This is a genomic window from Thermococcus eurythermalis, from assembly GCF_000769655.1.
In the GTDB taxonomy this organism is placed as follows: domain Archaea; phylum Methanobacteriota_B; class Thermococci; order Thermococcales; family Thermococcaceae; genus Thermococcus; species Thermococcus eurythermalis.
The window spans coordinates 2058196-2079952 of record NZ_CP008887.1; the positions used below are offsets into that span (position 1 = coordinate 2058196).

Sequence of the window (21757 nt, forward strand, 5' to 3'; positions counted from 1 at the left end):
ATCCCCCGAAAATCCGAGAAAGGCTATCGCTGTCATGGAAGTTGTCCCGATAGGGTCTCCGGCGGGAATTATCCTTTCCTCATTGACCTCGTAGCCCGTCACAGTCCCGCCGTCCTTAGACTGGAGCGCGTCATCTTTCCCACCATCTTTCTCCACAGGGTAGAAGGTCGTAGTTCCCGACAACGTGGGCGCGGAAGGTTTTCCTGACGAGGGAAACCAACTCATCATCATGGACGGGCTCAAGCTCCCTCAGCGGAAGTAAAGAGGCCCCTGTTAAATCGAGTGCGAGCTCCATCCCCTCACCAAAGGCGTCGCAGACCTCTTCTGGGTCGCGGAAGTCCACGGCTCCGGCAACCCATGCGGCGGTGTAGCCGTTGAACGGCTCCACGAGGATGTAACCGTAGCGCTCCTTCTCCGGGAGGAATAGCCTGTAGAGGCCGTAGCCGATGTCCAGAAGGCCCTCTTTTGCCAGCGTGAGGGAGGAAGGAACAACGGGCAGGCTCCTGAGGGCAGTCCACTCTGCGAGCCGGGCAACGAAGAGTTCCATATTGTCGAGCCCGAGTGCCTCTCGGAGGTCCGTCCAGTCGTTCAGGCCGGCAATCAGGAGGACGTCCCATTTGAAAAACTGCCTCAGGAATGCAATCACCTCGTGGCTGTAGGCGTCCCACCACCAGCTCCTCGGGTTTGGGTGAAGCTCAAGGACCGAAAGCCAGCCGACCCGATAAATCGAGAAGTCCATGTCTCCTATTTCCTTTCCTTCAACCGTTTTGATTCGATGGTTTGGGAAGAGCACCCCGGAGTAGACCCTCACCGGCTCCGGTACTCGTATCCTGTACCTGTACCACTCCCGGACGAGCCACTGCCTTATCTTCTCCTCAAACTCCCAGTCAACGGGTTTAAAGGTTACCCTGCCGAGCTTATTGAGGATATTGACAACTTCGTCCAGCATCTTGTCAAAGAAGAAATAAACGTAGTGGTCAACGCCCATATTCTCCCACCTGTGCCTGGAAGAACTCTTCGGCCCTTTTGAGTAGGGGTTCGTTCTCGACCTTCCGGCCGATGGGTTTGAAGACGAGACTGGTGATTTTTGAGCTGAACCAGTCCCCATACTCGAGCACTTCCCTGTAAAGGTCATCGTCCAATAACCCCTCCCCAACTGTGAGGAGCACTTTGTATCCCTCCACGCCCAGGTCCCTGACAAAAACGTACAAGCCGGGCTCGCCGACCAGCTCGTAGAGACCATCCTCCAGCCCAAGAATGTCTTCCCTGATAACGGTTAAGTCCGAGGGGAGGACTTCGAGCCTTTTCCTCCTCACTATCTCAGCCAACCGCTCGTACAGGAGGAACTGGTTGTAGTCACCGAACACGTCCCTAAGCTTTTCATGCCCGTAGACGTAACCGCAAATGAGAACTGCCCCTGTCCTCGCCAGTTTCTTGAGGAACTTCATCAGTTCGGAACTCTGGACAAAATCAAACCCACTCGTCCACACCTCAATCTGGATGAGTGTTATGCTTCCCCTCGAGTACATTTCAACGCTGGCCAGGGCTATTAACCTTCCTCCCCACTCCCGCGTGGTCTTCATTCCATAATCAATGTCCCCAACTTCCACCAGCCGGAATCCCCTCGTATCATAAAACTTGAACCACTCCTTATTCCCCTCATCGCCCTCGTACCGCTTCTCGTCAGTGTACTCGAACTCCTCCTTAAGCCTCTTCAACACTTCCTCCCATGGTTTATCGAACACCGCAACGATGCTCTTACAATCCCCCACACGACCACCCCCTGCGGTTCAAAAAATATGGGGAAAGGTTTAATTAAACTCCGAAGTCAACTGAACCAGCTCAACGTCCACTCCAAACTTGGACTTCGCATTTCGTATAGCTTCCATGACCCTGTAGTGCTGTCCCGGACTGAAGACATCCTCTGAGTAGTACATGTAAATTTTCCTGACACCCTTACTCTTAGCATACTCCGCCTGTGTCAATATCTGCTTGGGCTTTATATCACCAAAGCTCCTCTTGCACTCGATATAAACCGTCCTCCCGTTCTTTTCGGCGATTATGTCAATCTCTGTGAGCTGTTGCCCATTGGGTTTGTAAACGTTCTTCTCGACTTCCCTTATCGTCCACCCACTCCTCTTGAGATGACTGACCACCTCAGCCTCGTAGAGGGGACCTAAATCTACCAGTTCCAGCTTGAACTCACCGTCTTGAAAACCTTTCCGAATGCCTTTTTTGACATTTGTGAAGAGTCTGTCTCCACCTGGAACACCCTTTATGTCACTGATGACCCTTTCGAGCTTCTTAACGTCCCAGCCTTTTTGAATTATAATCTCTCTGCAATATTACACTTCTAATGCCGAGACTCTCAAGCCCCTGCATTGCTCCTACCACGTTGTCGAAGTCTTCTCCCTTCTTCAATCCCCCACTCTTGACCACGTATTTTTCGACTATCTTTGAGATGTACTCCTTCCCGAGCTTGTTCGCCACCCATTCAGCCGCCTCTTTAGAGGCGTACGTGATTTCCTTGACAACTTTGTTGTCCTTGAACAGACCGATTAGCACTTTATTGCGGCTGATCACTTTAATTCCGAGTTCTGCTCCCTTGATTCCAAGTTTCTCTGCAATCTTCTCGGGGTCGATGAACATCGTGACTGCATCGTAGACTGCCGCAACTTTTGGCGAAACATAGTGCTCAAGGAACCAGTGAGCGGCCTGGTCGAGTATTATAATGCCAATTGGAATCCACGCAAATTGCGGTTTGATGTTGTTTCCCTGCTTTCTCTCTACGCTGAAATTCTGCGGAACCTTTACTGTATCGTTTACCGTGCTGTTGTTCACAAGGTTCGCAGTCGCACTCGCACCGCTGACGGTCAGGCCGAGGATTAACAGGCCGAATAGTAAGGCCGCTAAAGGCCTCCACCTCAAGCTAACACCTCCTAAGTGTTGTCACCATAAGATACATGAAGAACCTTAAAAGTTTTTCTATTGTAAATAGTAAATTGTACACTCTACAAAAAAACATTACAACCCTGCAAACACGTTTGTCCGCGGCGTTAGAGGGGCCAAAACCCCTAAAACCTCCCCCGCCTATTTAAACCGGTGGTCTCATGCGCGTCCTTGAGCTGGCGAAGCGGAGGAAGACGGTCAGAAAGTTTCTTCCGGAGAGGCCCCCGAAGGAGGATATCCTAAAGGCAATCAAGGTCGCCAAGGAAGCGCCGAGCGGCATGAACGCCCAGCCCTGGAAGTTCGTAATCATCGACGACGACTGGCTGAAGGGGAAGATACGGGAGCTCTGCGAGAGCGAAGAGGAGAAGTTCTACTCAAAGACGAAGGGCGACCTGATGGCCTGGCTTAACACCAAGGGCTTTAAGCCCGAGAAGCCCTTTCTCAGCGAGGCCCCGTATCTGATCCTCGTCTTCGGACACACAAAGGCCCCGTACTGGCTCCAATCAACGTGGATAGCCGTCGGCTACCTGCTTCTTGCACTCGAAGAGCTCGGCCTCGGAACGGTAACCTACACCCCTCCGAATCCGAAAATCGAGGAGCTGTTGAACGCACCAAAGGACTACAAGCTCCAGACGATACTGCCGGTTGGCTATCCCGCAGACCCGAAGCCGAAGTACGAGAGGAGAAGGCTCGAAGAGGTGGTGAGCTTCAACGGCTTCTGAGGAGCCTTTCCAGCTCTTTCAAGACTTCCATCTGGTCCCAGACCTCAACCGCACCGGGCCGTACCCCACGAACCCTTTTTAGGGCTTCCCTTAGGGGGAGCCTCTTGGAGTACATCACCCAGGCAACGGCAACCGTCCCGCTCCTTCCGAGCCCGCCCATGCAGTGGATTAGAACCTTCTTGCCTTCCGTCACTTTCCCCTCTATCCAGCGGAGGATTTCAAGGAGCTGTTCTACAGACGGGGCAGAGAAGTCCCTGACAGGGCTGTGGAGGACCTCAACGCCCCGCTTTTTCCACTCGTCCAGGCTGTAGGGCAGCTCAAACTCCTCCACGAGGACAACAACCGCATCGAAGCTCTTAGCCACCTCACCTATTTCACCCACCGTCGGCATCCTCGAAAAGGCGACGTTATTATCTATGAACTTCGCCGAGCGCCACATTCTACCACCTCGTCCCATCAGAAGTTTAACGTTTGAGGTTTATAGGGTTTCGTCAGACATCCACAACCAGAATCTCATCACCCCTTGATGACGCCAGAAGCTTTCCATCGGAGTCGAAGGCCCACGCACCCCCGGGCGGGTGGCTGTTGGCTATGAAGGCCCCCGCTCCAAGGAGCCCGACCCTCTCGGCCATGGCCGCGACGTCTTCTTCGTTCGGCTCACCGTAATCCGGGGAGTATTCCATGGGCACGAAGAGGAAGTCCGGCCTCTTCCTCCGCACCCACTTGGCTATGCGCTTGTTGTAGAGGTCGCCGCAGATGATTATCGCGGCCTTCCCGAACTCCGTTCTGGCCGTTCTCACCGTGTTGCCGGTGCAGAACTTCATCGGCTCCTGGAACTTGCGGTGCTTGAGGAGAACCCCACCGTTCCGGCCGATGAGCAGGGCGGAGTTGTAGACACAGTTCTTGTAGGGCTCAAGGAGGCCGAAGACGACGTAAACGCCCGCCTCTCGGGCGAGTGCGCTAACCCTCTTCACAATTTCACCGTAGAGTCCCGCCCCGCTGAAGTCCCACTCCTCAAAGCCCGTCAGACAGTACTCCGGGAAGACGAGGAAGTCCGGTTCGTGCTTCAAGGCCTCGTTAAAGCGCTTCTCGAACTCCCTCCAGTTGGCCTCGAAGTTTCCAGCCTCAACGTGCATAGGGATTAGGGCGACCTTCATTTTTCTACCCTCCCAAAGACAAGCAGGAAAGCCTCACACACCTTTCCGTGGCTTGAAGCACGCCCAAGTACCAGCTCCTCCTCAACAGCCAACCTATGGAGCTTGGCTGACTCTTTGAGCCTCTCCTTCAGACCGTTGAGGTCAAAGTCACCGACTATTATCCTACCGCCCGGCGATAAAACTTCCACGGCCCTTCTGAGAAACGGTTCCGGTTTGAGGTCGTGGAGGATGTAGGAGAAAACGACAACGTCAAAGTCCCCGCCAACATCGTCCCTGAGGAAGTCGCCCTGCATGAACTTCAGCCGCTCGTTCTCAAGCTCCCGAAGGAAGGGAAAGAAGTCAGCCCTCTTTTCGACTCCGATGACGGTTCCCTTCTCGGAGAGCGCTAGGGCGAGCAACCCTGAACCGGAGCCAACGTCGAGGATTTTTCCCTTCGCTCGTTTTACGATTTCTTCCATAACCCTAAGCCTCAGCCGTATTTCTTCCCCGTGTGACGGAAACAGGGCCAGTCTCGAACCGACCAGCCACATCAGCTCTTCATCGGTTCCGCCAAATTCCCTGAAGGCATCAAGGGCCCTGGAATAAAAGGTCTCTATGACTTTCACGGTCTCACCCCCGGCTTGTCCAGACTTTTATCCCGGTAGCGTCTCCTCCACAAACCCTTTGCAGCTTCGAGCCCGAGGAGAAGCAGCCCGAGCGCGAGCCCCTGCCACAGGGGTTCCCCAAACTTCTTCATGAGGAGACACATCAACGTGAGGAAGAACGCCACATCGATGACCGATTCAACCCTTTTGGGGCCCCTCCTTTCCACGGCGTAGAGCGCGAGGAGGTAGATGACAACGAGGAGGAGGTAAAACGGCCCGATGTAGTAAGCTGGCAGGAAGAAAAGGGCGATGAGGAAAAGAACCGCGAGAACCGCCAGGGAGTCCCTCATACCACCACCTCTGTCCTAAGGAAGGGAAGGGAGATGGAAAATCCCTCGTCGAAGCATACCCTCGTTAGTTCCCTTCCAACGCCGGTGGTGTTTTTAAGAAGCCCCCATACGTTTCCTCTGAGCTCAAAACGTGAAAAACCCTTGACCTCGCCCCGCTCGATGACGAGGGCCGGCGTTACAACGACCGAGAAGTCGCCGGTGGTGGGGTCGAGGGTGTTTGCCCCCCTGATGCCAAGTACCAGAAATCCCCTTTCGACCCCGGAAATCAGCTCTTCCAGTGTCTCGTTCCCAGGCGCAAGAGTTAGGTTATGGGGACCGTCGAAGATTCGCTCACCGATTCGTATTCCGTTCCCGGTGCTCTCCATCCCCGCCTTCCAAGCGGTGTAGCTGTCCCAGAGCAGACCCCTTGCAACGCCCGCATCAATTAGAACGTTCCTCCCCGCTTTGACTCCTTCGTCGTCTGCCTTCACGTAGCGGAGCGAGCCTTCATCGCGGGGGTCATCCACGATTGTTACGAGTGGTGAGGCAAGAGCCTCTCCTTCCATCGCCTCCATTCCCGGCGCCTTCACCGCCGTGCTCCCCCTGAACTTCCAGAGAACCGGCCCTAGTAAGAGCGGATAGAGCGAGACCGGAGCCATCACCGCCTCAACGCTCCCTTTGGGAGGTTTTACCTCTCTAGGGGCACCAACGAGGCCAAGATACTGCTCTACGAGTGATTTTAGCCCGGCCCAGGAAGCCGAACCCGCCGAAATCTGGAAGGGCACTCTCCCCCCGATTTCAAGCTCGACCTTCATCAGGGAGTATGCACCATCAACGTCTGCTCCCGCTGTGCTTTCAACCGAGAAGCGCCGGGTTATTAACTCCACAGTCCCGGATAGGGAAATGTCCTTCTCCCCAAGTTCGTCAGCTAGCGCGGAGAGCTCGCCGGCGATGTCCTCTACATCGGCCTCAAACGTCCTGTTCCAGCGGGTCCTGCATCCAGATGGAAGCTCGTAGTCCTCTTCTCTGGAAAAGCGGAGTGTTTCGCGGGCAAGCCGTAAAGCTTCCGCCTCGTTGCCACCTTCGGCGAGTGCCGAGCCAAGCCGTCCGTTCTCGACGAGCCTAACGGCTGTGAACTCCCTAACCCTTGCGAAGGGCCTAAGGTTCCTCTCAAGGGAAACCCCGATGCGTTTCTCCCTTAGCCGGTAGACTTCACGCTCCATTCACACCACCCTTATTCCCCTCTCAAAGAGAACGTGCGGCCCTCCCATACTCACCCTGACGATCTGCCCCTTCCCGCAGTAGGAGTTCTCGAAGTCGAGTTCCTTCCCCATCCCCCGGATTCCGGAGAGGGCATCGAGGGCCCTTCCGCTGGCGGTCGCTCCTAATATCGGCTCGGCAATCTCACCGTTCCTGATGACGTAGCCCTCCATGACACCAGCAGTAAAGGACGAGTCGAGGCCCGTCTGCCCCGGTCCGGCGCTCACGAGGTAGTAACCGAGCTTGACCTCCTCGAGCAGTTCCTCGAACGTCCAGTCGCCGGGTTCGAAGTAAGTGTTCCGCATCCGAATCATAGGCTCGAAGGCATAGCTCTGCGCCCGTGCGTGCCCGTTGGGCGCCACTCCAAGCAGAAAAGCCCGCTCCCTGTCCACGAGGGGCTCGTTGAAAACCCCGTCCTTCAGGATTTCGACCTTCTTAACTGGAACCCCCTCATCGTCGTAGAGGTCGTTTCCGTGGCCGTCACAAACGTTCCCGTCGCTCAGGCCCACGAACTCCGGCGCAATCCTCTCGCCGAGCTTTTCCGCTAAGGGCGTGTTCGGCAGTTCGTCTGCCTCGGCGAGGTGACCCAAAGCCTCGTGGGCAATCATGCCGGCAAAGTATGGTGAGAGGAGAACCGGGACGTCCCGGAGCCTGGGCCTCTTTCCGTGGAGGAAGCACTTCATCTGACCCTGGATTTCGGTGAGAACCCTTTCCCTCATATCGTCAAAGGCTTCGAATCCCCTCTCGACCGAACCCGTGAGGCCAAAGAGCCACGAACTCCGGCCGCTGGAAGAAACCGCCAGATTGGCCTCAAGCGAAATCCCGGATAACTCCCACTCGATTTCGGTGCCTTCGCTCGTGATGAGCCGCTTAATGCCCGAGAAGTCCGAGTATTTTACGGCCTTCCTTGAGGCCTCCGGGAGTGCGTTTAGGAGTTCTTTGACGGCTTCGACCTTCTCATCGGGCGGCACTTCCGGGGGTTTTACCCTCATACCACTCCTCACGTGGTCTCGGGCAGGTTTTACATCGGCGAGCTTTACGTTTCCTTTGCTGACCTGCGCGAGCTTCACCGCCTTTTCAACGGCCCATTCCAGATCCTTGGGAGAGTTCACCGATACAAAGCCCCATGAACCGCCGGCGAGAACCCTAACCCCGAACCCGCCCGTAGAGCGAGCGGAGACGCTTATCTCGTCCGAGCCCGTGATTTCAGTTCTAATCAACCGCTCCTCTCTCACTTCGGCGTACTCCGCGCCGAGGGACAGCGCGAGCTCAACTACCCTTGAAGCGTCCACTTCCAACACCTGAATTCTAAATCAGGGATAATCCTTAAAAACAATTCGGAGTTGTAAATACGGTGATAACATGTTCCGGAACCTCGGGGTGACCTTCGAGCCGACCTACGAGGAAAAACTCTGGCTCTACGACCCGAGGAGTGAAACCGGGCGGAAGAGACTCGAACGGATGAAGGAACTCCTCAGGGACGTTCTTCCTCGACTTGGCGGGAAGGCCCTCGACGTCGGGTGCGGCATGGGAATCTCAACCCTCGCCCTCGAGGGGCTGGGCTTTGAGGTTGTAGGAATAGACACGCAGGAGGAGCTCGTAAAGAAAGCCAAGGAAATCGCCCGGGAGCTCGGGCATAAAGCCGAGTTCAATGTAATGGACGCTAGGAACCTCGATTTTCCGGATGAGAGCTTCGACCTCGTGGCTTTTCTCGGTAACCCTCTGCCCCACATGAGCGTCTACGACTTTGACTCCGCCGTGGGAGAGGCCTTCTGCGTTTTGAAGCGGGGAGGAGTTCTGGTCATCGAGTACGCCGACTGGGTTAGGCTGCTTCACGAGAACTACCGCGAGGTGCTCGTAGAGGAGCCATTCACATCGTTTCACGTTGGACTTGACACTCTCACAGGAACGGTGGATAGGCTCTTCGTGAACTTCGAGAAGGGCTACCTCTTCAGGACCAGAATCAACGTCTGGGCTCCGTGGATAGTCGAGTTCGTTCTGAGAAAGGCCGGTTTCGACGTGAAAACGCATTACAGGGGCACGTTCAGCGTCGTGACCGTCGGGACTAAGCGGGAGAACATTTAAATACTTCCAAGAGTAAAGTTAGGCTCAGGGGTGAACCATGGTTCGGGGTCGAAATCCGTTCAAGCTCAGAACGCTGAGTAGGAGGACAGAACTCTTTGGAGAAAGCCATAAAAAAGCGTTGGAGGAACTAGAGTCCCTCATCCTTGAAGGTGAACCCATAGTCTTACTCGGGCCGAGAAGGGTAGGAAAGACCAGCCTCCTGAACATAGCCCTGAACGAAAACAAAAACAAAATCTGCTACCTGTACTACGACCTCAGCCCGTTCATGGGGCAAAGAGCGATAAACGTTTCCCAGCTCGTCGTTACGAAGTCGAACCTGCTGGCTTTCAGTGAGAAAGCCGGTTTTCGCATAAATCTCAAAATAATCGAAGGATGGAGGGAAAGGGTAACGACATCGGAGTATTCAAGGGAGCTTCTCAACCTTCTCAGGGAACTCCACGGGCGGTGTGACCACGGGGCGATAATCTTCGATGAAGCCCAGACCCTGGCTTTTCTCAGGGGCCTTGACTTCAGAGGGGTCTTCCAGCTCATCATGAACTCCTACGATAATATAAGCCTCGTTTTGACAGGTTCAATGCCCGGAATCCTCTCGAACTATCTCAACCCGGAGGCGGAAGAGGCTGGATTTTCGAGGTTTTTCAACGAAATATCCATCAGCAGGTGGGATTCTAAGACAACCGAGGAATACCTCAGGAAGCACATAGACATTGAGGAGGGCGAGGTTAGGGAAGTCTCCCTGAGTCTATCGAACGTTCCTGGTTTCGTTGCCATGTACGGCCACCTCAGATGGAGGGGACTCAGCCACTCAGAGGCCCTTTCAAGGGTGTATGAAAAGGCGGTGAGCCTCTGGAAGAGCGACGTTAGAAAGTTCCTGACGGTCTACAGCTCCCACACTTACTATTACCTCCTCCTGGCACTGGCAGTTGGATCTCCCATAGGGCTGAGGTACTCCGAGCTTATGGAAAGCACGTTTGAAGTTGCCCAAAAAATGGGGAGCTCTTTCAGTGAATCGAGCTTTAAGAGGGCCCTGAGGCGCCTGAAGGATGCTGGCTTCATTGAAGAGACCGAAACGGGGAGGTATTTAATTCCCGAGCCCCCGCTCAGAGAAGCCCTCAGGAGGCTGAGGTTATGAGAACTTACTCCTTCGGCACTGAAACCGTCCCCACTGCCTTAGCCGGCGACCTGCTCGTTGGAATCGTCCACGACGGGAAGAACTACAGGATAATGCTCGCCAGGTTGAAAAATGGAGAGATATCAGAGACCCGCTTTCTTGCAGGGGAGAACGACTGGGAAGGCCACAGCGCGCTCGATCTCGGTGACGGCTACCTCATCGGCGGGTCTGTCGAGGGAACCGCAACGCCAGACGGCGGCGAGGGCTGGAAGGCATACCTCGCGAGACTTGATGGGAACTTAAACGTTCTCTGGGAGCTGAAGCTCGACGTTAGAAGCAACGGGGCGGTTCACTCAATACTGCCCGCGGGGGATGGAATCATCATAGCGGACGAAACAGGGAGGCCAGGAAACAGGGGCTTCTTCATGGGAAAGGTCTCCCCGGAAGGCGAGCTCCTCTGGCTGAGGGACTTCGGGAGCTGGGAGGATGGGGTTTTCACGGCTCTTCTTCCATCGGGGAGCGGTCTAAAGCTCATCGGGAGCGTCAAAGATGGACGCTGGGAGGTCAGAGCCTTTGACTTCGACGAGAACGGCGAGCTTCGTGGGGAAGAAGCCCTTGCGGAGGGGATAGCGCTGACGGCCTGCCTCTGGAACGGAGAACTCGTCCTGGCCGGCTACTGCGGGGAAAACTTCTGGGTTCAGATTGGCGGGCGGGACGTTCTGCTCGGCGAGGGGAGCGCGACCTCGCTCCTGCCCGTTGGCGAGTGGCTCATCGTCGGTGGCGAGCTTGAAGGGAAGGCCGTCGTGGTCAAAGTTTCCAGGGGAGGAGAGCCGGAAGTAAAGGAGCTCTGGGAGGACGGCTGGGTCGAGGTGCTGGCAGAGAATATGGCGTTTGGGGTTAAGGAGAGGGAGATGGTTATCTCCCGTTTTTCCTTTTAACCACATAACTCCCGCGTAGACTGCAACCAGCATGGCAACGCCGATAACTATGCCCCACAGGAGCCCAGAGGGTGAAAAAGCATCGCGGAGATACTTAATGAAGCCCTCAGTTACGTCCCAAAAGACCACTGGAGAGAGAAGAGAAAGTCCCACAGCTGTCGTTATGGCCTTTCTCGCCTTCTCGCATTTAACGTAAAGCTCGGGGATCAGGTTGCCGAGCCAGTGAACGGCCATGACCACGAGGAGGCTCCTCATTCCCATCGAAATACAAAACGTAGTATCTGAAAACCACTGGATTAAGTTTGTTTTGAAACAACAGTAATTAAAAACCTTCAAAAAAACCTTATTTATGTCTAAAACCCTCCTTGAGAGCCAAAATCATCAGAGATGACAGTACAATAAAAGCTGGCCCGCAGATTCCTTTCTTTCTGCATTCCGGCCAATGAGTAAAGAAGTTCTCCTCCACAAAAACTTCTAATGCCCCATCTCCAGTAATTTTGAAAATGTAAAAAATTTTCAGATTCTTTCCATCATAGAAGAACACGGGAAATGGCTTCAAACTCGATGTGTTTAGGAGTTTGGCTTCCCCCTCATCTTCTCCAAAAAGAACCACCTTGCTGTAATCATGCTGTCCTGGGGTGATGTTCCAAATCCCCCGATAGACTGCAGGATAAAATATGACCCCACTATCAAGGAACACACCCTCTAAGTACTTCATCGTAAAGTTGGCATCAAAATAAGGTTCTAACTCTTTAACGGGAATAACATATGTTCGTGAACCATTGGAGAAAATCACGGTATTATTTTTTAGCACTCCCTTAACGGGTGCAGTTGTTGGGCTTCTCTGTTCTCCTGTGTAATTTCCCACTCCTAAATAATCAATGCAGTTTCCATCAAAGCGCCACACACGAGAGGACTGTGTTTTCTGTTCAAAAAAGACCATAACCCACGAATCGTTCTGATGGTAAAAGAGAGGATGGGACAAAATATCTAGAGCTTCCGAGGAATTTTTCAGGAAAGGATCCACAAGGTAAAGATTTCTCCCATCAAAATAGAATGTGCTATAATAAGGGATGAGGAGTTGGAGGTAGCATTTAAATGGCTTTTCTTCGAGAGGGTAGTCCCAGAAACCCTCACAAACAGGCCCCAAATGTGCAGGCCACATCATTGTCCCGTAAGTGATGACAATAAAAGCATTGTCCCCGTCACTATAAACTTCGGTATGCACAGAAAATCCGTCTCCAAATCCGACTTGATAAACAATGCCAGCTGAAGCAAAGCTCGCCAAGGATGAGAAGATTAAAAAGGCAACGAAAACATACCCAAACTTAGACATAGCGATCCCCCAAGCTGTTCTGGCAATAGTTCTCCATCTCGTCAATAACCCTCAAGTCCGTGCTGAAGTAATAAGCCCTATGGTAAAACTTGCCTCCCAAAACGTCCTTTTGCGCTTGCAGGTAATCTCCAGCATAGCCAATGGCAACATCTGGGTCTGATGACCTACAGTTCTCCCAACAAACACCAGCATTGCATCTCATGCCCTCAGGACAATCTTCGTTACCACCGCAATTTATTCCCAAGACTGTTCTATCCACCTCCATCTCCATGTACATTTGTCCTTCATATATCCAATCTACAATGTCTTTAAGGGAACTATAATCATAGGGTGTATTCGTTGGGGCCATTCTTGAATTTTGATAATAATTTGGCTGGCAGAAGATATAATCGAAGTATTGCCGAATGCTATAACTAGGATTATCCCCCAAACTTGATTTTCTCCTTAAATAATCCACAGTTCGTCCTCCGAGTGCAGGTATCCAGAGCAGTTTAAGACCGTGCCCCCGGACATATTGAGATAATCCCTTAATAAAGCCTACACTCACTTTACCTGCACCATATCCAGTAGTTGTTTGTAGCACACTCTCAAGACTCCAGTAGAATCCCTTTCTGTTTGAGTCCACGACACTCAAAACTCCATCAATCCAGCCATGCCAGTAAGAATTGTTGAACTCTCCCCGAGGGTCGCCTCTTGGATTACTCGTGGAGTGAGATTCGTAGAAGGGGATCGTAACATAGTAGGGAATTCCGTTAAGCTTAAAAGTGAGCCACATAGCGAGTTCCTGGCCGTCTGTATAGCCGTTATCATAACTAGGGCTGTCACTGTAGTTTGAAGCCCCTCCCTCACCATCCAAGGCTATTATGTAGTCAAAACCTCTGTCTTTAAAGTCCAGCACTGTTGCTTCTCTGTCCCCAACCCTCATCCTCGACTCATAGTTTGAACCGTTCCACCTAAACCACCACAAAGCGAAAGTCGCCATCTTATCACTCCCGGAGTTTTTGCAATATTCTATCCACAAAACCATTTAAAAACTTTTTCTATGTAAATTTTATGCACCATTAAAAATAGTAAGCAAAAAAATAATAGCATGCTGGTTGCAGATTGAATTCAACAAATGAAGAAGCATCTGAAAATGGAGCTACAAGGCCGTTATCAAAAGGTTCCCCTACACGGAGAGGCTTAAGCCCTCTGAGTGGGGGAGGCTCGGTCTCTGGGAGCTTTCTTACACCAGGGGCGCGCTGTTCTCTACGGGCTCCACTGGCAGGCTGGAGATACCTTCTATGAGATTCTGAAAAGGCTCGTTGAAGCTGAGAGCGTGGACTTCGAAAGGTTCAGAGAGATAGTCAGAGATGTGGCGGGGATTGAAATCAGTGTGTAACTCCCCCAAAGCTTCCACGAGTGCTGGTCCCAAATGAAAAAGACGTGTAAGGCACGGGGGTAAGTGTAGTCTATTTGGCTTTTATTTATTTGGTTTAATATGTACCCTTATTTATTATTTTAATTTTATTATTTTAAAGGGAGTTAAAGGAAGATATAATAATTCCGTAGGTTTTAGAGGAGCTTGGTAAGAGTGACTCCGTCTTGTTTGGAACACTATTTTTTAAAAGACAAAAAATTAAAGTTTAAGAGGATAAAATATTTAAAATTTCTATGCACAAGCTGTTAAGATGAGCTATCTTCAAATCTCCGACCACACCTTTGAACCAACGTCCTCCCTGTCCTGAAAGGAGGGAGTATCCAAAAAAGGAAAAACAAGACGTGATAGTAAGAGGAGATGATAGATAATGAACAAGGCTAATGATATTTTAAAACGTATTGAAAACATCTTGTGGTCTATTGAAGTCAAGGGAGACCTTTTGAAAGCAAGAGAAAAATACATGGAAGTGCTTGGGGAAATAAAAGAGCTCCCAGAAAGTGAAGAGAAATTTAAGCTTATGTCATTTTGTCTGATGCGAATTGCGAATGTGGAAAATGCATTGGGAAACATTGAGGATGCAGAAGAGTTTGCAAGAGAGGCACTTAAATATGCTGCTAGGTCCGGAGAAAAAGTAAGTCAGGGACGAGTATTACTTGTTCTTAGTTCAATCCTCAATACAAAGCAGAAATTTGAAGAAGCCCTAACTTATGTCCAAAAAGCCAAACTTCTATTCAAAGAATCATATAAGGAGGTGCCGGAATTCGATGCTATACAAGGTTACGGATGGGCGCTTCTTCTGGAAGGGAGTATTCTTTTGAATATGGGGAAAATCCAAAAAGCTGAAGGCGCGGCAAAAGAAGCTTTGAAAGTTCTAGAAGGCATTAACAATATCCCCGGGATTATTAATGCATATGAAGTTCTCGCTAGGGTATATGATAAGGTAGGTAAGCTAGAAGAAAAACGAAGAACTGAAGAAGAAATCAAGAGGCTGAAAGAAAATCTGGATGGGGGCTAAATGTTTAGATATCTTGGGGAAGGCACTGATATGTACTACAAAGCCCTTCCTAATACATAGGATGCAACTACTGAAATTGGAGAGAAGAGGATTATAAAGCCAAAAGAAGTCTTAAGGGATATTTGCCTATAAAAGGAGAAAAAGCTCCGGATGTTGGCTGTGGCACAGGAATTTCGACGTTTGCATTAGAGGAACTCGGCTTTGATATTGTTGGAATAGATATTAGAGAAGAGGCAATTCAAAAAGCCAAGGAAATTGCAAAGAGAAGAAGATCAAAGGCGAAGTTTTACTTTATGGATGCCAAAAGATTGGAATTTGAGCATGAAAGTTTTGATCTTGTAGCTTTATTGGTTCTCCCCTGCCACATTTTAGTGTTTATGAGTTTGACGAAATAATTAAGGAAGCCTACCGAGTCTTAAAGCCAGGAGGAGTGCTTGTAGTTGAATACGCAGATACGGTAAAAGGACTTTATAACTGGCACAGAGATGTTTTTGTAGAAGGTTCGCTGATCTCTATTCACAAGAGCTTTAAGTTTATTGAAAGTTTGGAAGAAAGGTTTTTCGTAGATTTGGACAACGGGACAACTTTTAGTGTCAAGTTTTACACCTGGTCTCCGTGGATTGTGGAGTTTACTTTAAGAAAAGCTGGCTTTAAAGTGGAGAGTCATTACATAATTACATAAATGAGAGGATGGTTGTAACAGCAGGGATAAAATCGTAATTTAGATGGGGAGTATGGCTCATGTCTTTCTCCTCAGAAGCTCCTTCCACTCAACGTCCGGCGAGAGCTCCGCAATGAGAACTTCAACGACATCATCCGGGAGGCCTTCCTTTTCTAGAGCCTTTCTGAAGGCCTTCTTCCCGCGGTTGAAAATCCGGAATAGCCCTGCGATGTGGAACATAAGCCTGGGCAGGTAATAGAGGAAAAAGCGTAAAAAGGGCAGAACCCTCACTCTTCATCCTCCGGTTCCTCATGCTCTCCTTCAACATCAACAATGGGTTTCCCCTTAGACCCACCGGGCATATCTATCACATGCACGTTCTTTGACTTACCCTTCACTAGGCCCGCGAGGGTCTCCGTGAGGGTCTTGGCGACGTTTATGCTGGCCATGTACTCCTTGGTGAGCTCAAGGGCCGCCTCCTTGTCCATCCCAGTCTCCACGAGGTTCTTGTAGAAGTCGGCCACGCTCTTGCCCATGGCAGCCATCTTCTCGGGGTTGTAGAGCTCGGCCAGGAGGTCCTTTATCGGGCCGATGATGTCCTCCATCATCGGGCCTATCTTGTCCATCAGCTGGGCGGCCTTGTCGATGTCCCTGTCGCCCTCGACGGCCTCTATAAGGTTTTCAAGTACCTCCACCTTCTTCTGGAGGGCTTCGAGCTCCTCCGGAGTCTTGGCGTTCTTCATCTCCTCAAGGAGTTCCTCCATCATTTTCTCAATCTTCTCAGTGTCAACCATATCAACCACCTCAATAATCTTTAGCCTGCTCAAACCTAATCGGCATTCCGATCAAATCTAACCACTTCTTGACCACGTCGCGGGAGAGCGCATAGACCTTTCCCCTGTCATCACTTGGGATTTCCCTGACAACGCCAAGCTCCTTCAGCTCTTCCAGCTTGGCCCGCACCGTGTTCCGCGAGGCCTTTCCGCGCCTCCCCTTGAGCTCCCGGGTTATCTGGCTCACGTTAGCCCTCTTGAGGTCGAAAAGCACCTTGACTATCTCCCTCGCTATGGGGTCGTGCTTTATCTCCGGGATAACAACGTCTATACTAAGGCCCCCGTACTCGGCGTAGATGTTGAGGAGCCTAAGATAGGACTGGGCCATCTGAGAGACCAGCTCAAAGCTGGCCTTCATTGCATCGAGGGCCTTTCTGAGCTCCTGGACTTCCCTGGTTAGGTCTTCTTCAGGCATGGTTAATAGTTGGGTGCTCAATCATTTAGTCTTTCCGGTCACGGGTGAGCAGAAAGCCAAACCCGGCAGTTGGGAAAACCTTAAGCTATGAACACCGCTATTGAAATTGAAAATGCCGGAGGCGCCAACGATGAGAAGGCTCATGATTCTAATCCTGGTGCTCATCGTTCTGAGCGGAGTCGCCGGGAGAGTGGCTTATTTACAAGCCTCGCACAAAAATGATGAAGGAACCCCATGCATCTATCCCGGCTACGGCGAAATGAACGCCCGCGTCCTGAATCTGGTGAGAGAAAACGTGAGCCTGCACGTTGGAGAGAGCGCGGAAATCAGCGGCACCGTTGAGGGAAAGGCCTTTCTCGTCGACGATGAGACCTGTCACTACTCTGGACACATAACTCTGCAGGCTTACCTCGGGCCCGACGTCTCTAAGGACTCATGGAGTTATATGAGAGGGAAGCTAAGGGACGTTGAAGGCCTGAAAGTCGAGATAAGTCCCTCCGAGACCACCCTCACACCCGGAGAAAGCGTGGCGTTTACACTCAAAGTAAAGCCCGAAAGCGAGGGAACGTATTACCTTTACATCGTCGCAACCTCTGACACGGGCTGGAAGAGCTGGGAAGTCATTAGGGTTAATGTGAGCTAATCCACTCGGCACTCCATTTCATTTAAAATCTCAAGTCAGGCCGTGAATCTTCGTGCTCACCATGAGAAGCCTTCTGTCAGGTTGGGCAACCGTTCCTCTTAAAGAGATTCTAAAGAAGAAGTCCGTTCTCTTTTGACCGGTTGTTAGTTCTACTTTGAGCACACTACTATTAACTGGTGATGCCAATGTTTGACTGCGAGTGTTTGAAGTTCTGGAAGAAAGTGAGCCGTGACAGCCCGGGGATTGTGAGGGAGTGGACGCTCAAGGATGCCGTGGATTTCAGAAACAGAGCCATTTGAACGCCTTTTAATTGAAAAATGCATGGGCCATCAGGTGGCCCTTTTCATCTCCCCAACCCACACGTAGCGGTTGACCCTTTGGAACCGGCACTCCAGCCCCAGCTTCGTGCAGATTTTTCTCAGCGCATCAACCGTGGCAAAGTACTCGTCCTCTATCTCCTCGGTTATGCCGTCCATCTCGCCGATGCGCCTTTTTCCTCCTCCGACTCGAACATCACATCCGCTATTATGATTCTCCCGCCAGGTTTCAGAACCCGAAGCATCTCCTTTATCGCGTCTTCCTTCTCTTCATCGGGCACGTGGTGGAACGCGTAGGTCGTTATCACGGTGTCGACCCTCCCATCGGGCAGAGGGATTGCTAGGAAGTGGCCGTTCAGAGGCTCAAAGCCGTGCTTCCCCAAAAACTTCGCCCTCATGCCGGCTGAAGGCTCAACGCCGATGTACTCTTCGCACTTAGCAAACTCCAGAATATTCCCGGTACCGCAGCCTATATCAACCACAACGCCCTTCGCCTTCTCCGCAACGAGCCTGAGAACCTCCTCATAACCCCTGTGTATCCAGTCGTCTGCTTTCACGTCCTCGTCGTAGCTCTCGGCCCAGCCGTCGAAGTCCCACTTCTCCATCCTGAACGCCGCATGAAATTTGCTTCATAATTCTTTTAAACTCTTCTCAGAATTTGCTCTCATGAAACAAGCCCTCTACCGCTTGCACGTCCTCACATCATCCCTTAGAATCGTTGGGGACGCCATCGAGAGCGTCGCCCTACCCTGGAGCCTGCTGGATACCACCGGCTCGCTACTGAGCATCGGCGGCTTTGCGCTCTTCACCCACCTACCGTGGGTCCTCCTCCCCCCACTCCTCGGCAGGACTCTCGACAGGACGACCAAAAAAGTGAGGCTCGCCTTCTTCGCGCTCATCCTTCAGGCCCTACTGGCGGTTCTTATCGTGCCGCTGTCCTCCAACATCTGGGCGTTCTACCTCATCGTCTCGGGAATCTCTGCCCTCGACATACTGCACCGCTACTACGGGTTTTCGCTGGTAGCGTCGATGACCCTTGACGAGAGTGAGCTTCAGGGACTGAACGCGACGCTGGCAACTGTAGGGAACGGTGTCTCACTCGTGGCGTTTCCGCTGGCCGGATTTTTAGCGTATCGCTTCGGAATAAGGGCAATGTTCCTCGACGCGGTTCTCCTTTTCATAGGGGCACTCACGCTCCTCCCCTACCTGAACGTCGAGGTGAGAAGAGAAAAGAGCGAGGGAATTCAGCTAGAGAAACCGGACAATAGGACAATCACTGACAAACGGCTCGTTCTCGGAGTCATTGCCTCCGTGCTCATCTTCAACTTTGCGGTGAGTTCCTTCAGGGTCTTCGTTTTTGCTTCCCTGAGGGAGCTGGGTAACGGAGAGTTCATCTACGGTCTCCTGCAGTCGCTCACAACCGTTGGAAGCCTCGCTGCCGTCGCGCTCTTGGCCCTTTTTGCAGAGAGGAGGGAAATCGGCCTCAGGAGGCCCCCAATAATCGGAATGCTACTCCAGAGCATCGCACTCCCCATCGTCGGCGTCCCCGCAGTGATAGCGCTGTTCCCGGCTGTTTTCATCCTTGGCTTCGGCGGGGAGCTCCTCAACGTCTCGTTCGACAGCCTGATGCAGAAGTTCATCCCCCTTGAGAGCCTCGGAACCGTCAGGGGCATCTTTGACGCCCTCGCGACGCTGGTGATTCCCCTCTCCCAGATAGCTTTTGCATGGCTTTTGGAAAGGGGCTCAAACGCTACATACCTCTCCTCCGCTATGGCAGTTCTGGCAGTCTTCTCCACATTCCTTCTGGGAGAATTTCTTAACCGAGTCACTTCTTCTGTTTAATTGTCCAGAAGGGCTTTTAAGCTTCGGCCTCAAAGTCTCTCAGGTGGTATCATGGAGCCCATTATTCGCGAGGCAAGACCTGAGGACAGGCCGTTCATCGAGGAGATAGCGAGGCTCACCTGGGACGGCGAGGACTACCTCGCGAGGGTCTTCGACGAGTGGCTTGAAGATGGAAACTTCTACGTGCTTGAGCTGGACGGAAAGGTCATCGGCACGGCGAAGCTGACTTTTCTCCCCGGGAAGGTCGGCTGGATGGAAGGCCTCAGGGTTCACCCCGGCTACAGGGGCAGGGGCTATGGAAAGATGCTCCACGGCTTTCTGCTCGAACTCGGTGAGAGGCTCGCGAGGGAAAGGAAAATTGAAGCCCTTGAGTTCACGACTGACTTCCTTAACAAACACACCATCTCGATGGCGCAGAAAACGGGCTTCCACATCAAGGCCAAGTTCTTCAACTTCGGGGCCAAAGTGGGGGACTTTGAACCGGAAGAGCCAGAAAAAATTGAGCCGGGAATGGAAGACCTGACGCTCGGCACAATCCCAGTCGGCTGGCGCTTCGTGAAGAGAAGCGAGGAGGCGCTGGAGTGGATTAGGAAAAACGCGGACTTCTACGACCTCAACGGTCTCCGCTTCCTCGTCTCAAAGAAGGGGACGACCTTCACGCCCCTCGACGTCGGCCTGGCAACTCTCAAGGCGATGCTTCCTGCTATGGCGTGGGTGGCCCGCGAGAGGGGGAGCGAGGAGTTCAAGGTAATGCTCCCGAGCGGTGTTAAACCTCTCCTACCCGGCATTAAAAGGCTCGGGCTGTTTCTGTGGGACGAAACGGAGGAGCCGAACGTTCTGGTGTTTAGGAAGAAGTTGATTTGAGAGGTGGTTAGGAAAGGCTATTGAAACACCCTATCTGCCCAGCTCCTCGCTCAACTCTCTAAACACTTCCACCGCCTTTTTCGGCTCAAGGTCGTAGGTGTAGAGCCCTGAGTACTTGTATGGGTCGCTCTCCGGCCTGTCGGGCCCGTAGTCATGGAGGGCCGCCCAGAAGACCACCTGGGCGCCTTCGTTCAACTCTACCACGAGCGCATCGTGCACGTAGCGGCCAAACCCCTCCTCTCCCCGATAGCACGGCAGAATCTGGAACCTTTTGACGGGGGTGTAGCTCGTTTCCGTTATCCAGAGGGGCTTTTCGAGGCCGAATTCATGCAGAATCGCCCGGGTCTCCCGGATTTCCTGAATTATGTCCTCAGGACTCCGGAAGTTCGTGTGGATGTTCGCCACATCGAAGTTCTGCCCCGCTGGAAAGTCCGGGTCGCTCAGGAGCTTCCTGAGGTAGTCCTTCTCGCAGGAGGGCTCGACCTTTGAATTCGCAAGCCCGCCGAGGACGACCTTTGCATCCCGGTCTCCGGCTTTTATACCGCCGTAGAAGTGGGCCAGCATCTCAGCGTACTCGTCAGCGGTCGAACCGTCTCCGTCGAGGTCTTTGAGGAAGCCCCTCATGTCGGGCTCGTTCCAGAGCTCCCAGTGGGTTATTTTCCCCCGGTAGTGTATGGCCAGGGCCTTTGCGAAATCGCGGAGGTATTCGCCCTTCGCCGGCGGATAGAGGTAGTAATCCTCCGCATCCGGTTTTCCCGAGGCCCATTTAGGCGTGAACATCACGACGGGAAGCACGGAGAGGTTTCTCTGGAGCGCGGCGTTGATTATCCAGTCAAACTCGGTGAAGTTGTATTCCCCTGGCGAGGGCTCGGCTAACGCCCAGATGAAGCCTATCCTCACCCACTTTGCACCGGCCGCCTTCGCCGCGTCAAAAACGGCCTCCGCCCTCTCGTGGCTTATGCCCGGATCCATGTAGACTATCAGGACGCCGAGGGAGCCGTTGACACCGGGAGTGAGGGTGTAAGTGACGTTGCCCTCGCAGGGCGGAAGGTTCGGGGTTTGGTTGACGAACAATAGAGCAAAGACCACCAGAAGGGCTATGAAAAACGCCGTGAGTGGAAGCAGTTTTCTCAGCACGTTGACCGCCATCCGAACTTGGGGAACTCCATTTAAAGCTTCTTAAGAAATTAAGCCGGTGAGTGCGTTTAGCAAGCCCACAGTCTTCATGAGTAGGGTGAGCGGTGCTGGTTTACGCCAAGTGTATGAGAAACGTTTA

At 52.3% G+C, this 21757-nt stretch carries 28 protein-coding genes; 10 read left to right on the forward strand and 18 right to left on the reverse strand.

Annotated features, from left to right (window positions below; genetic code table 11):
* Positions 1-130: 130 nt before the first annotated feature.
* From TEU_RS11815 to TEU_RS11060, 4 genes are all read right to left on the reverse strand, one after another.
* Entirely contained in the window at positions 131-988 is an 858-nt protein-coding gene (locus TEU_RS11815) for a hypothetical protein (protein ID WP_174412701.1), read from the reverse strand.
* On the reverse strand, positions 978-1772 hold the full coding sequence (locus tag TEU_RS11050; protein ID WP_050003830.1) for a hypothetical protein: 795 nt from the start codon (positions 1770-1772) through the stop codon (positions 978-980). Before TEU_RS11050 ends, TEU_RS11815 begins: the two co-directional genes overlap by 11 nt.
* Positions 1773-1811: 39 nt before the next feature.
* On the reverse strand, positions 1812-2156 hold the full coding sequence (locus tag TEU_RS11055; protein WP_050003831.1) for a PDDEXK family nuclease: 345 nt from the start codon (positions 2154-2156) through the stop codon (positions 1812-1814).
* Between the two features lie 148 nt (positions 2157-2304).
* Positions 2305-2928 carry a hypothetical protein gene (locus tag TEU_RS11060; RefSeq protein WP_050003832.1) on the reverse strand — a complete coding sequence of 208 codons (624 nt, stop codon included), beginning with the start codon at positions 2926-2928 and terminating at the stop codon, positions 2305-2307.
* Positions 2929-3110: 182 nt separating this feature from the next.
* On the opposite strand from TEU_RS11060, the gene TEU_RS11065 reads away from it, so the two are divergent.
* Complete coding sequence (locus tag TEU_RS11065; RefSeq protein ID WP_050003833.1) at positions 3111-3671, forward strand: nitroreductase family protein; 561 nt, start codon at positions 3111-3113, stop codon at positions 3669-3671.
* Here TEU_RS11065 and TEU_RS11070 read toward each other — a convergent pair.
* From TEU_RS11070 to TEU_RS11095, 6 genes are read right to left on the reverse strand one after another with little or no spacing between them, the layout of a single operon-like run.
* Entirely contained in the window at positions 3658-4110 is a 453-nt protein-coding gene (locus TEU_RS11070) for a protein-tyrosine phosphatase family protein (RefSeq protein WP_050003834.1), read from the reverse strand. The genes TEU_RS11065 and TEU_RS11070 overlap by 14 nt on opposite strands.
* A 52-nt stretch (positions 4111-4162) precedes the next feature.
* Positions 4163-4828, reverse strand: coding sequence for a carbon-nitrogen hydrolase family protein (locus tag TEU_RS11075; RefSeq protein WP_050003835.1), 666 nt, complete (start codon positions 4826-4828; stop codon positions 4163-4165).
* Complete coding sequence (locus tag TEU_RS11080; RefSeq protein WP_050003836.1) at positions 4825-5433, reverse strand: class I SAM-dependent methyltransferase; 609 nt, start codon at positions 5431-5433, stop codon at positions 4825-4827. Before TEU_RS11080 ends, TEU_RS11075 begins: the two co-directional genes overlap by 4 nt.
* The gene (locus TEU_RS11085) at positions 5430-5762 is read right to left on the reverse strand and encodes a hypothetical protein (protein ID WP_050003837.1); all 333 of its coding nucleotides are present in this window, start codon (positions 5760-5762) and stop codon (positions 5430-5432) included. The genes TEU_RS11080 and TEU_RS11085 overlap by 4 nt, the downstream gene beginning before the upstream one ends.
* Positions 5759-6964, reverse strand: coding sequence for a TldD/PmbA family protein (locus TEU_RS11090; RefSeq protein ID WP_050003838.1), 1206 nt, complete (start codon positions 6962-6964; stop codon positions 5759-5761). The genes TEU_RS11085 and TEU_RS11090 overlap by 4 nt, the downstream gene beginning before the upstream one ends.
* Positions 6965-8293, reverse strand: coding sequence for a TldD/PmbA family protein (locus tag TEU_RS11095; protein WP_050003839.1), 1329 nt, complete (start codon positions 8291-8293; stop codon positions 6965-6967).
* A 70-nt stretch (positions 8294-8363) separates the two neighbouring features.
* Between TEU_RS11095 and TEU_RS11100 the strand changes: the two genes are divergently transcribed.
* The 3 genes from TEU_RS11100 (at position 8364) to TEU_RS11110 (ending at position 11135) form a co-directional block, all read left to right on the forward strand.
* Positions 8364-9086, forward strand: coding sequence for a class I SAM-dependent methyltransferase (locus TEU_RS11100; RefSeq protein WP_050003840.1), 723 nt, complete (start codon positions 8364-8366; stop codon positions 9084-9086).
* A gap of 118 nt (positions 9087-9204) precedes the next feature.
* Positions 9205-10218, forward strand: a complete 1014-nt coding sequence (locus tag TEU_RS11105) for an AAA family ATPase (protein ID WP_158506647.1) — start codon at positions 9205-9207, stop codon at positions 10216-10218.
* Positions 10215-11135: a hypothetical protein gene (locus tag TEU_RS11110; RefSeq protein WP_050003842.1), complete on the forward strand. Its 921-nt coding sequence runs from the start codon at positions 10215-10217 to the stop codon at positions 11133-11135. The genes TEU_RS11105 and TEU_RS11110 overlap by 4 nt, the downstream gene beginning before the upstream one ends.
* A 343-nt stretch (positions 11136-11478) precedes the next feature.
* On the opposite strand, the gene TEU_RS11115 is transcribed toward TEU_RS11110, so the two are convergent.
* Positions 11479-12471, reverse strand: a complete 993-nt coding sequence (locus TEU_RS11115) for a hypothetical protein (protein WP_050003843.1) — start codon at positions 12469-12471, stop codon at positions 11479-11481.
* Positions 12464-13453, reverse strand: a complete 990-nt coding sequence (locus TEU_RS11120) for a DUF4855 domain-containing protein (protein ID WP_050003844.1) — start codon at positions 13451-13453, stop codon at positions 12464-12466. The genes TEU_RS11115 and TEU_RS11120 overlap by 8 nt, the downstream gene beginning before the upstream one ends.
* 213 nt (positions 13454-13666) lie before the next feature.
* Between TEU_RS11120 and TEU_RS11125 the strand changes: the two genes are divergently transcribed.
* From TEU_RS11125 to TEU_RS11675, 3 genes are all read left to right on the forward strand, one after another.
* Positions 13667-13852 (forward strand): hypothetical protein, encoded by a 186-nt coding sequence (locus TEU_RS11125; RefSeq protein WP_050003845.1) that lies wholly within the window; start codon positions 13667-13669, stop codon positions 13850-13852.
* 406 nt (positions 13853-14258) lie between these two features.
* The gene (locus tag TEU_RS11130; RefSeq protein ID WP_050003846.1) at positions 14259-14906 is read left to right on the forward strand and encodes a tetratricopeptide repeat protein; all 648 of its coding nucleotides are present in this window, start codon (positions 14259-14261) and stop codon (positions 14904-14906) included.
* A gap of 122 nt (positions 14907-15028) precedes the next feature.
* Complete coding sequence (locus tag TEU_RS11675) at positions 15029-15301, forward strand: class I SAM-dependent methyltransferase (protein WP_050003847.1); 273 nt, start codon at positions 15029-15031, stop codon at positions 15299-15301.
* A 344-nt stretch (positions 15302-15645) separates the two neighbouring features.
* On the opposite strand, the gene TEU_RS11145 is transcribed toward TEU_RS11675, so the two are convergent.
* The 3 genes from TEU_RS11145 to TEU_RS11155 are packed head-to-tail and all read right to left on the reverse strand — an operon-like array spanning position 15646 to position 16815.
* On the reverse strand, positions 15646-15858 hold the full coding sequence (locus TEU_RS11145; protein WP_050003849.1) for a hypothetical protein: 213 nt from the start codon (positions 15856-15858) through the stop codon (positions 15646-15648).
* Positions 15855-16361: a hypothetical protein gene (locus TEU_RS11150; protein ID WP_050003850.1), complete on the reverse strand. Its 507-nt coding sequence runs from the start codon at positions 16359-16361 to the stop codon at positions 15855-15857. Before TEU_RS11150 ends, TEU_RS11145 begins: the two co-directional genes overlap by 4 nt.
* A gap of 10 nt (positions 16362-16371) precedes the next feature.
* The gene (locus TEU_RS11155; RefSeq protein WP_050003851.1) at positions 16372-16815 is read right to left on the reverse strand and encodes a helix-turn-helix domain-containing protein; all 444 of its coding nucleotides are present in this window, start codon (positions 16813-16815) and stop codon (positions 16372-16374) included.
* A gap of 130 nt (positions 16816-16945) precedes the next feature.
* Here TEU_RS11155 and TEU_RS11160 point away from each other — a divergent pair, with 130 nt between their 5' ends.
* Positions 16946-17458 carry a COG1470 family protein gene (locus TEU_RS11160; protein ID WP_050003852.1) on the forward strand — a complete coding sequence of 171 codons (513 nt, stop codon included), beginning with the start codon at positions 16946-16948 and terminating at the stop codon, positions 17456-17458.
* A 329-nt stretch (positions 17459-17787) separates the two neighbouring features.
* Here the strand turns inward: TEU_RS11160 and TEU_RS11955 are convergent, their stop codons facing one another.
* Both TEU_RS11955 and TEU_RS11165 read right to left on the reverse strand, forming a co-directional pair.
* Positions 17788-17934, reverse strand: a complete 147-nt coding sequence (locus TEU_RS11955; protein WP_227738725.1) for a hypothetical protein — start codon at positions 17932-17934, stop codon at positions 17788-17790.
* Complete coding sequence (locus TEU_RS11165) at positions 17922-18380, reverse strand: class I SAM-dependent methyltransferase (protein WP_227738726.1); 459 nt, start codon at positions 18378-18380, stop codon at positions 17922-17924. The genes TEU_RS11955 and TEU_RS11165 overlap by 13 nt, the downstream gene beginning before the upstream one ends.
* Positions 18381-18441: 61 nt before the next feature.
* Between TEU_RS11165 and TEU_RS11170 the strand changes: the two genes are divergently transcribed.
* Together TEU_RS11170 and TEU_RS11175 are read left to right on the forward strand one after the other, a co-directional pair.
* On the forward strand, positions 18442-19617 hold the full coding sequence (locus TEU_RS11170; protein WP_050003853.1) for an MFS transporter: 1176 nt from the start codon (positions 18442-18444) through the stop codon (positions 19615-19617).
* A gap of 51 nt (positions 19618-19668) precedes the next feature.
* Entirely contained in the window at positions 19669-20481 is an 813-nt protein-coding gene (locus TEU_RS11175; protein ID WP_050003854.1) for a GNAT family N-acetyltransferase, read from the forward strand.
* Between the two features lie 30 nt (positions 20482-20511).
* On the opposite strand, the gene TEU_RS11180 is transcribed toward TEU_RS11175, so the two are convergent.
* Entirely contained in the window at positions 20512-21630 is a 1119-nt protein-coding gene (locus TEU_RS11180) for a beta-galactosidase (protein ID WP_050003855.1), read from the reverse strand.
* Positions 21631-21757 lie beyond the last annotated feature (127 nt).

Bases quoted from the DNA above. Each gene is read 5' to 3' on its own strand.
- TEU_RS11815 (WP_174412701.1), bottom strand. From the start codon at position 988: ATGGGCGTTGACCACTACGTTTATTTCTTCTTTGACAAGATGCTGGAC.
- TEU_RS11065 (WP_050003833.1), top strand. From the start codon at position 3,111: ATGCGCGTCCTTGAGCTGGCGAAGCGGAGGAAGACGGTCAGAAAGTTT.
- TEU_RS11070 (WP_050003834.1), bottom strand. From the start codon at position 4,110: ATGTGGCGCTCGGCGAAGTTCATAGATAATAACGTCGCCTTTTCGAGG.
- TEU_RS11075 (WP_050003835.1), bottom strand. From the start codon at position 4,828: ATGAAGGTCGCCCTAATCCCTATGCACGTTGAGGCTGGAAACTTCGAG.
- TEU_RS11085 (WP_050003837.1), bottom strand. From the start codon at position 5,762: ATGAGGGACTCCCTGGCGGTTCTCGCGGTTCTTTTCCTCATCGCCCTT.
- TEU_RS11090 (WP_050003838.1), bottom strand. From the start codon at position 6,964: ATGGAGCGTGAAGTCTACCGGCTAAGGGAGAAACGCATCGGGGTTTCC.
- TEU_RS11100 (WP_050003840.1), top strand. From the start codon at position 8,364: ATGTTCCGGAACCTCGGGGTGACCTTCGAGCCGACCTACGAGGAAAAA.
- TEU_RS11110 (WP_050003842.1), top strand. From the start codon at position 10,215: ATGAGAACTTACTCCTTCGGCACTGAAACCGTCCCCACTGCCTTAGCC.
- TEU_RS11115 (WP_050003843.1), bottom strand. From the start codon at position 12,471: ATGTCTAAGTTTGGGTATGTTTTCGTTGCCTTTTTAATCTTCTCATCC.
- TEU_RS11120 (WP_050003844.1), bottom strand. From the start codon at position 13,453: ATGGCGACTTTCGCTTTGTGGTGGTTTAGGTGGAACGGTTCAAACTAT.
- TEU_RS11130 (WP_050003846.1), top strand. From the start codon at position 14,259: ATGAACAAGGCTAATGATATTTTAAAACGTATTGAAAACATCTTGTGG.
- TEU_RS11150 (WP_050003850.1), bottom strand. From the start codon at position 16,361: ATGGTTGACACTGAGAAGATTGAGAAAATGATGGAGGAACTCCTTGAG.
- TEU_RS11155 (WP_050003851.1), bottom strand. From the start codon at position 16,815: ATGCCTGAAGAAGACCTAACCAGGGAAGTCCAGGAGCTCAGAAAGGCC.
- TEU_RS11160 (WP_050003852.1), top strand. From the start codon at position 16,946: ATGAGAAGGCTCATGATTCTAATCCTGGTGCTCATCGTTCTGAGCGGA.
- TEU_RS11955 (WP_227738725.1), bottom strand. From the start codon at position 17,934: ATGGACGGCATAACCGAGGAGATAGAGGACGAGTACTTTGCCACGGTT.
- TEU_RS11165 (WP_227738726.1), bottom strand. From the start codon at position 18,380: ATGGAGAAGTGGGACTTCGACGGCTGGGCCGAGAGCTACGACGAGGAC.
- TEU_RS11170 (WP_050003853.1), top strand. From the start codon at position 18,442: ATGAAACAAGCCCTCTACCGCTTGCACGTCCTCACATCATCCCTTAGA.
- TEU_RS11175 (WP_050003854.1), top strand. From the start codon at position 19,669: ATGGAGCCCATTATTCGCGAGGCAAGACCTGAGGACAGGCCGTTCATC.
- TEU_RS11180 (WP_050003855.1), bottom strand. From the start codon at position 21,630: ATGGCGGTCAACGTGCTGAGAAAACTGCTTCCACTCACGGCGTTTTTC.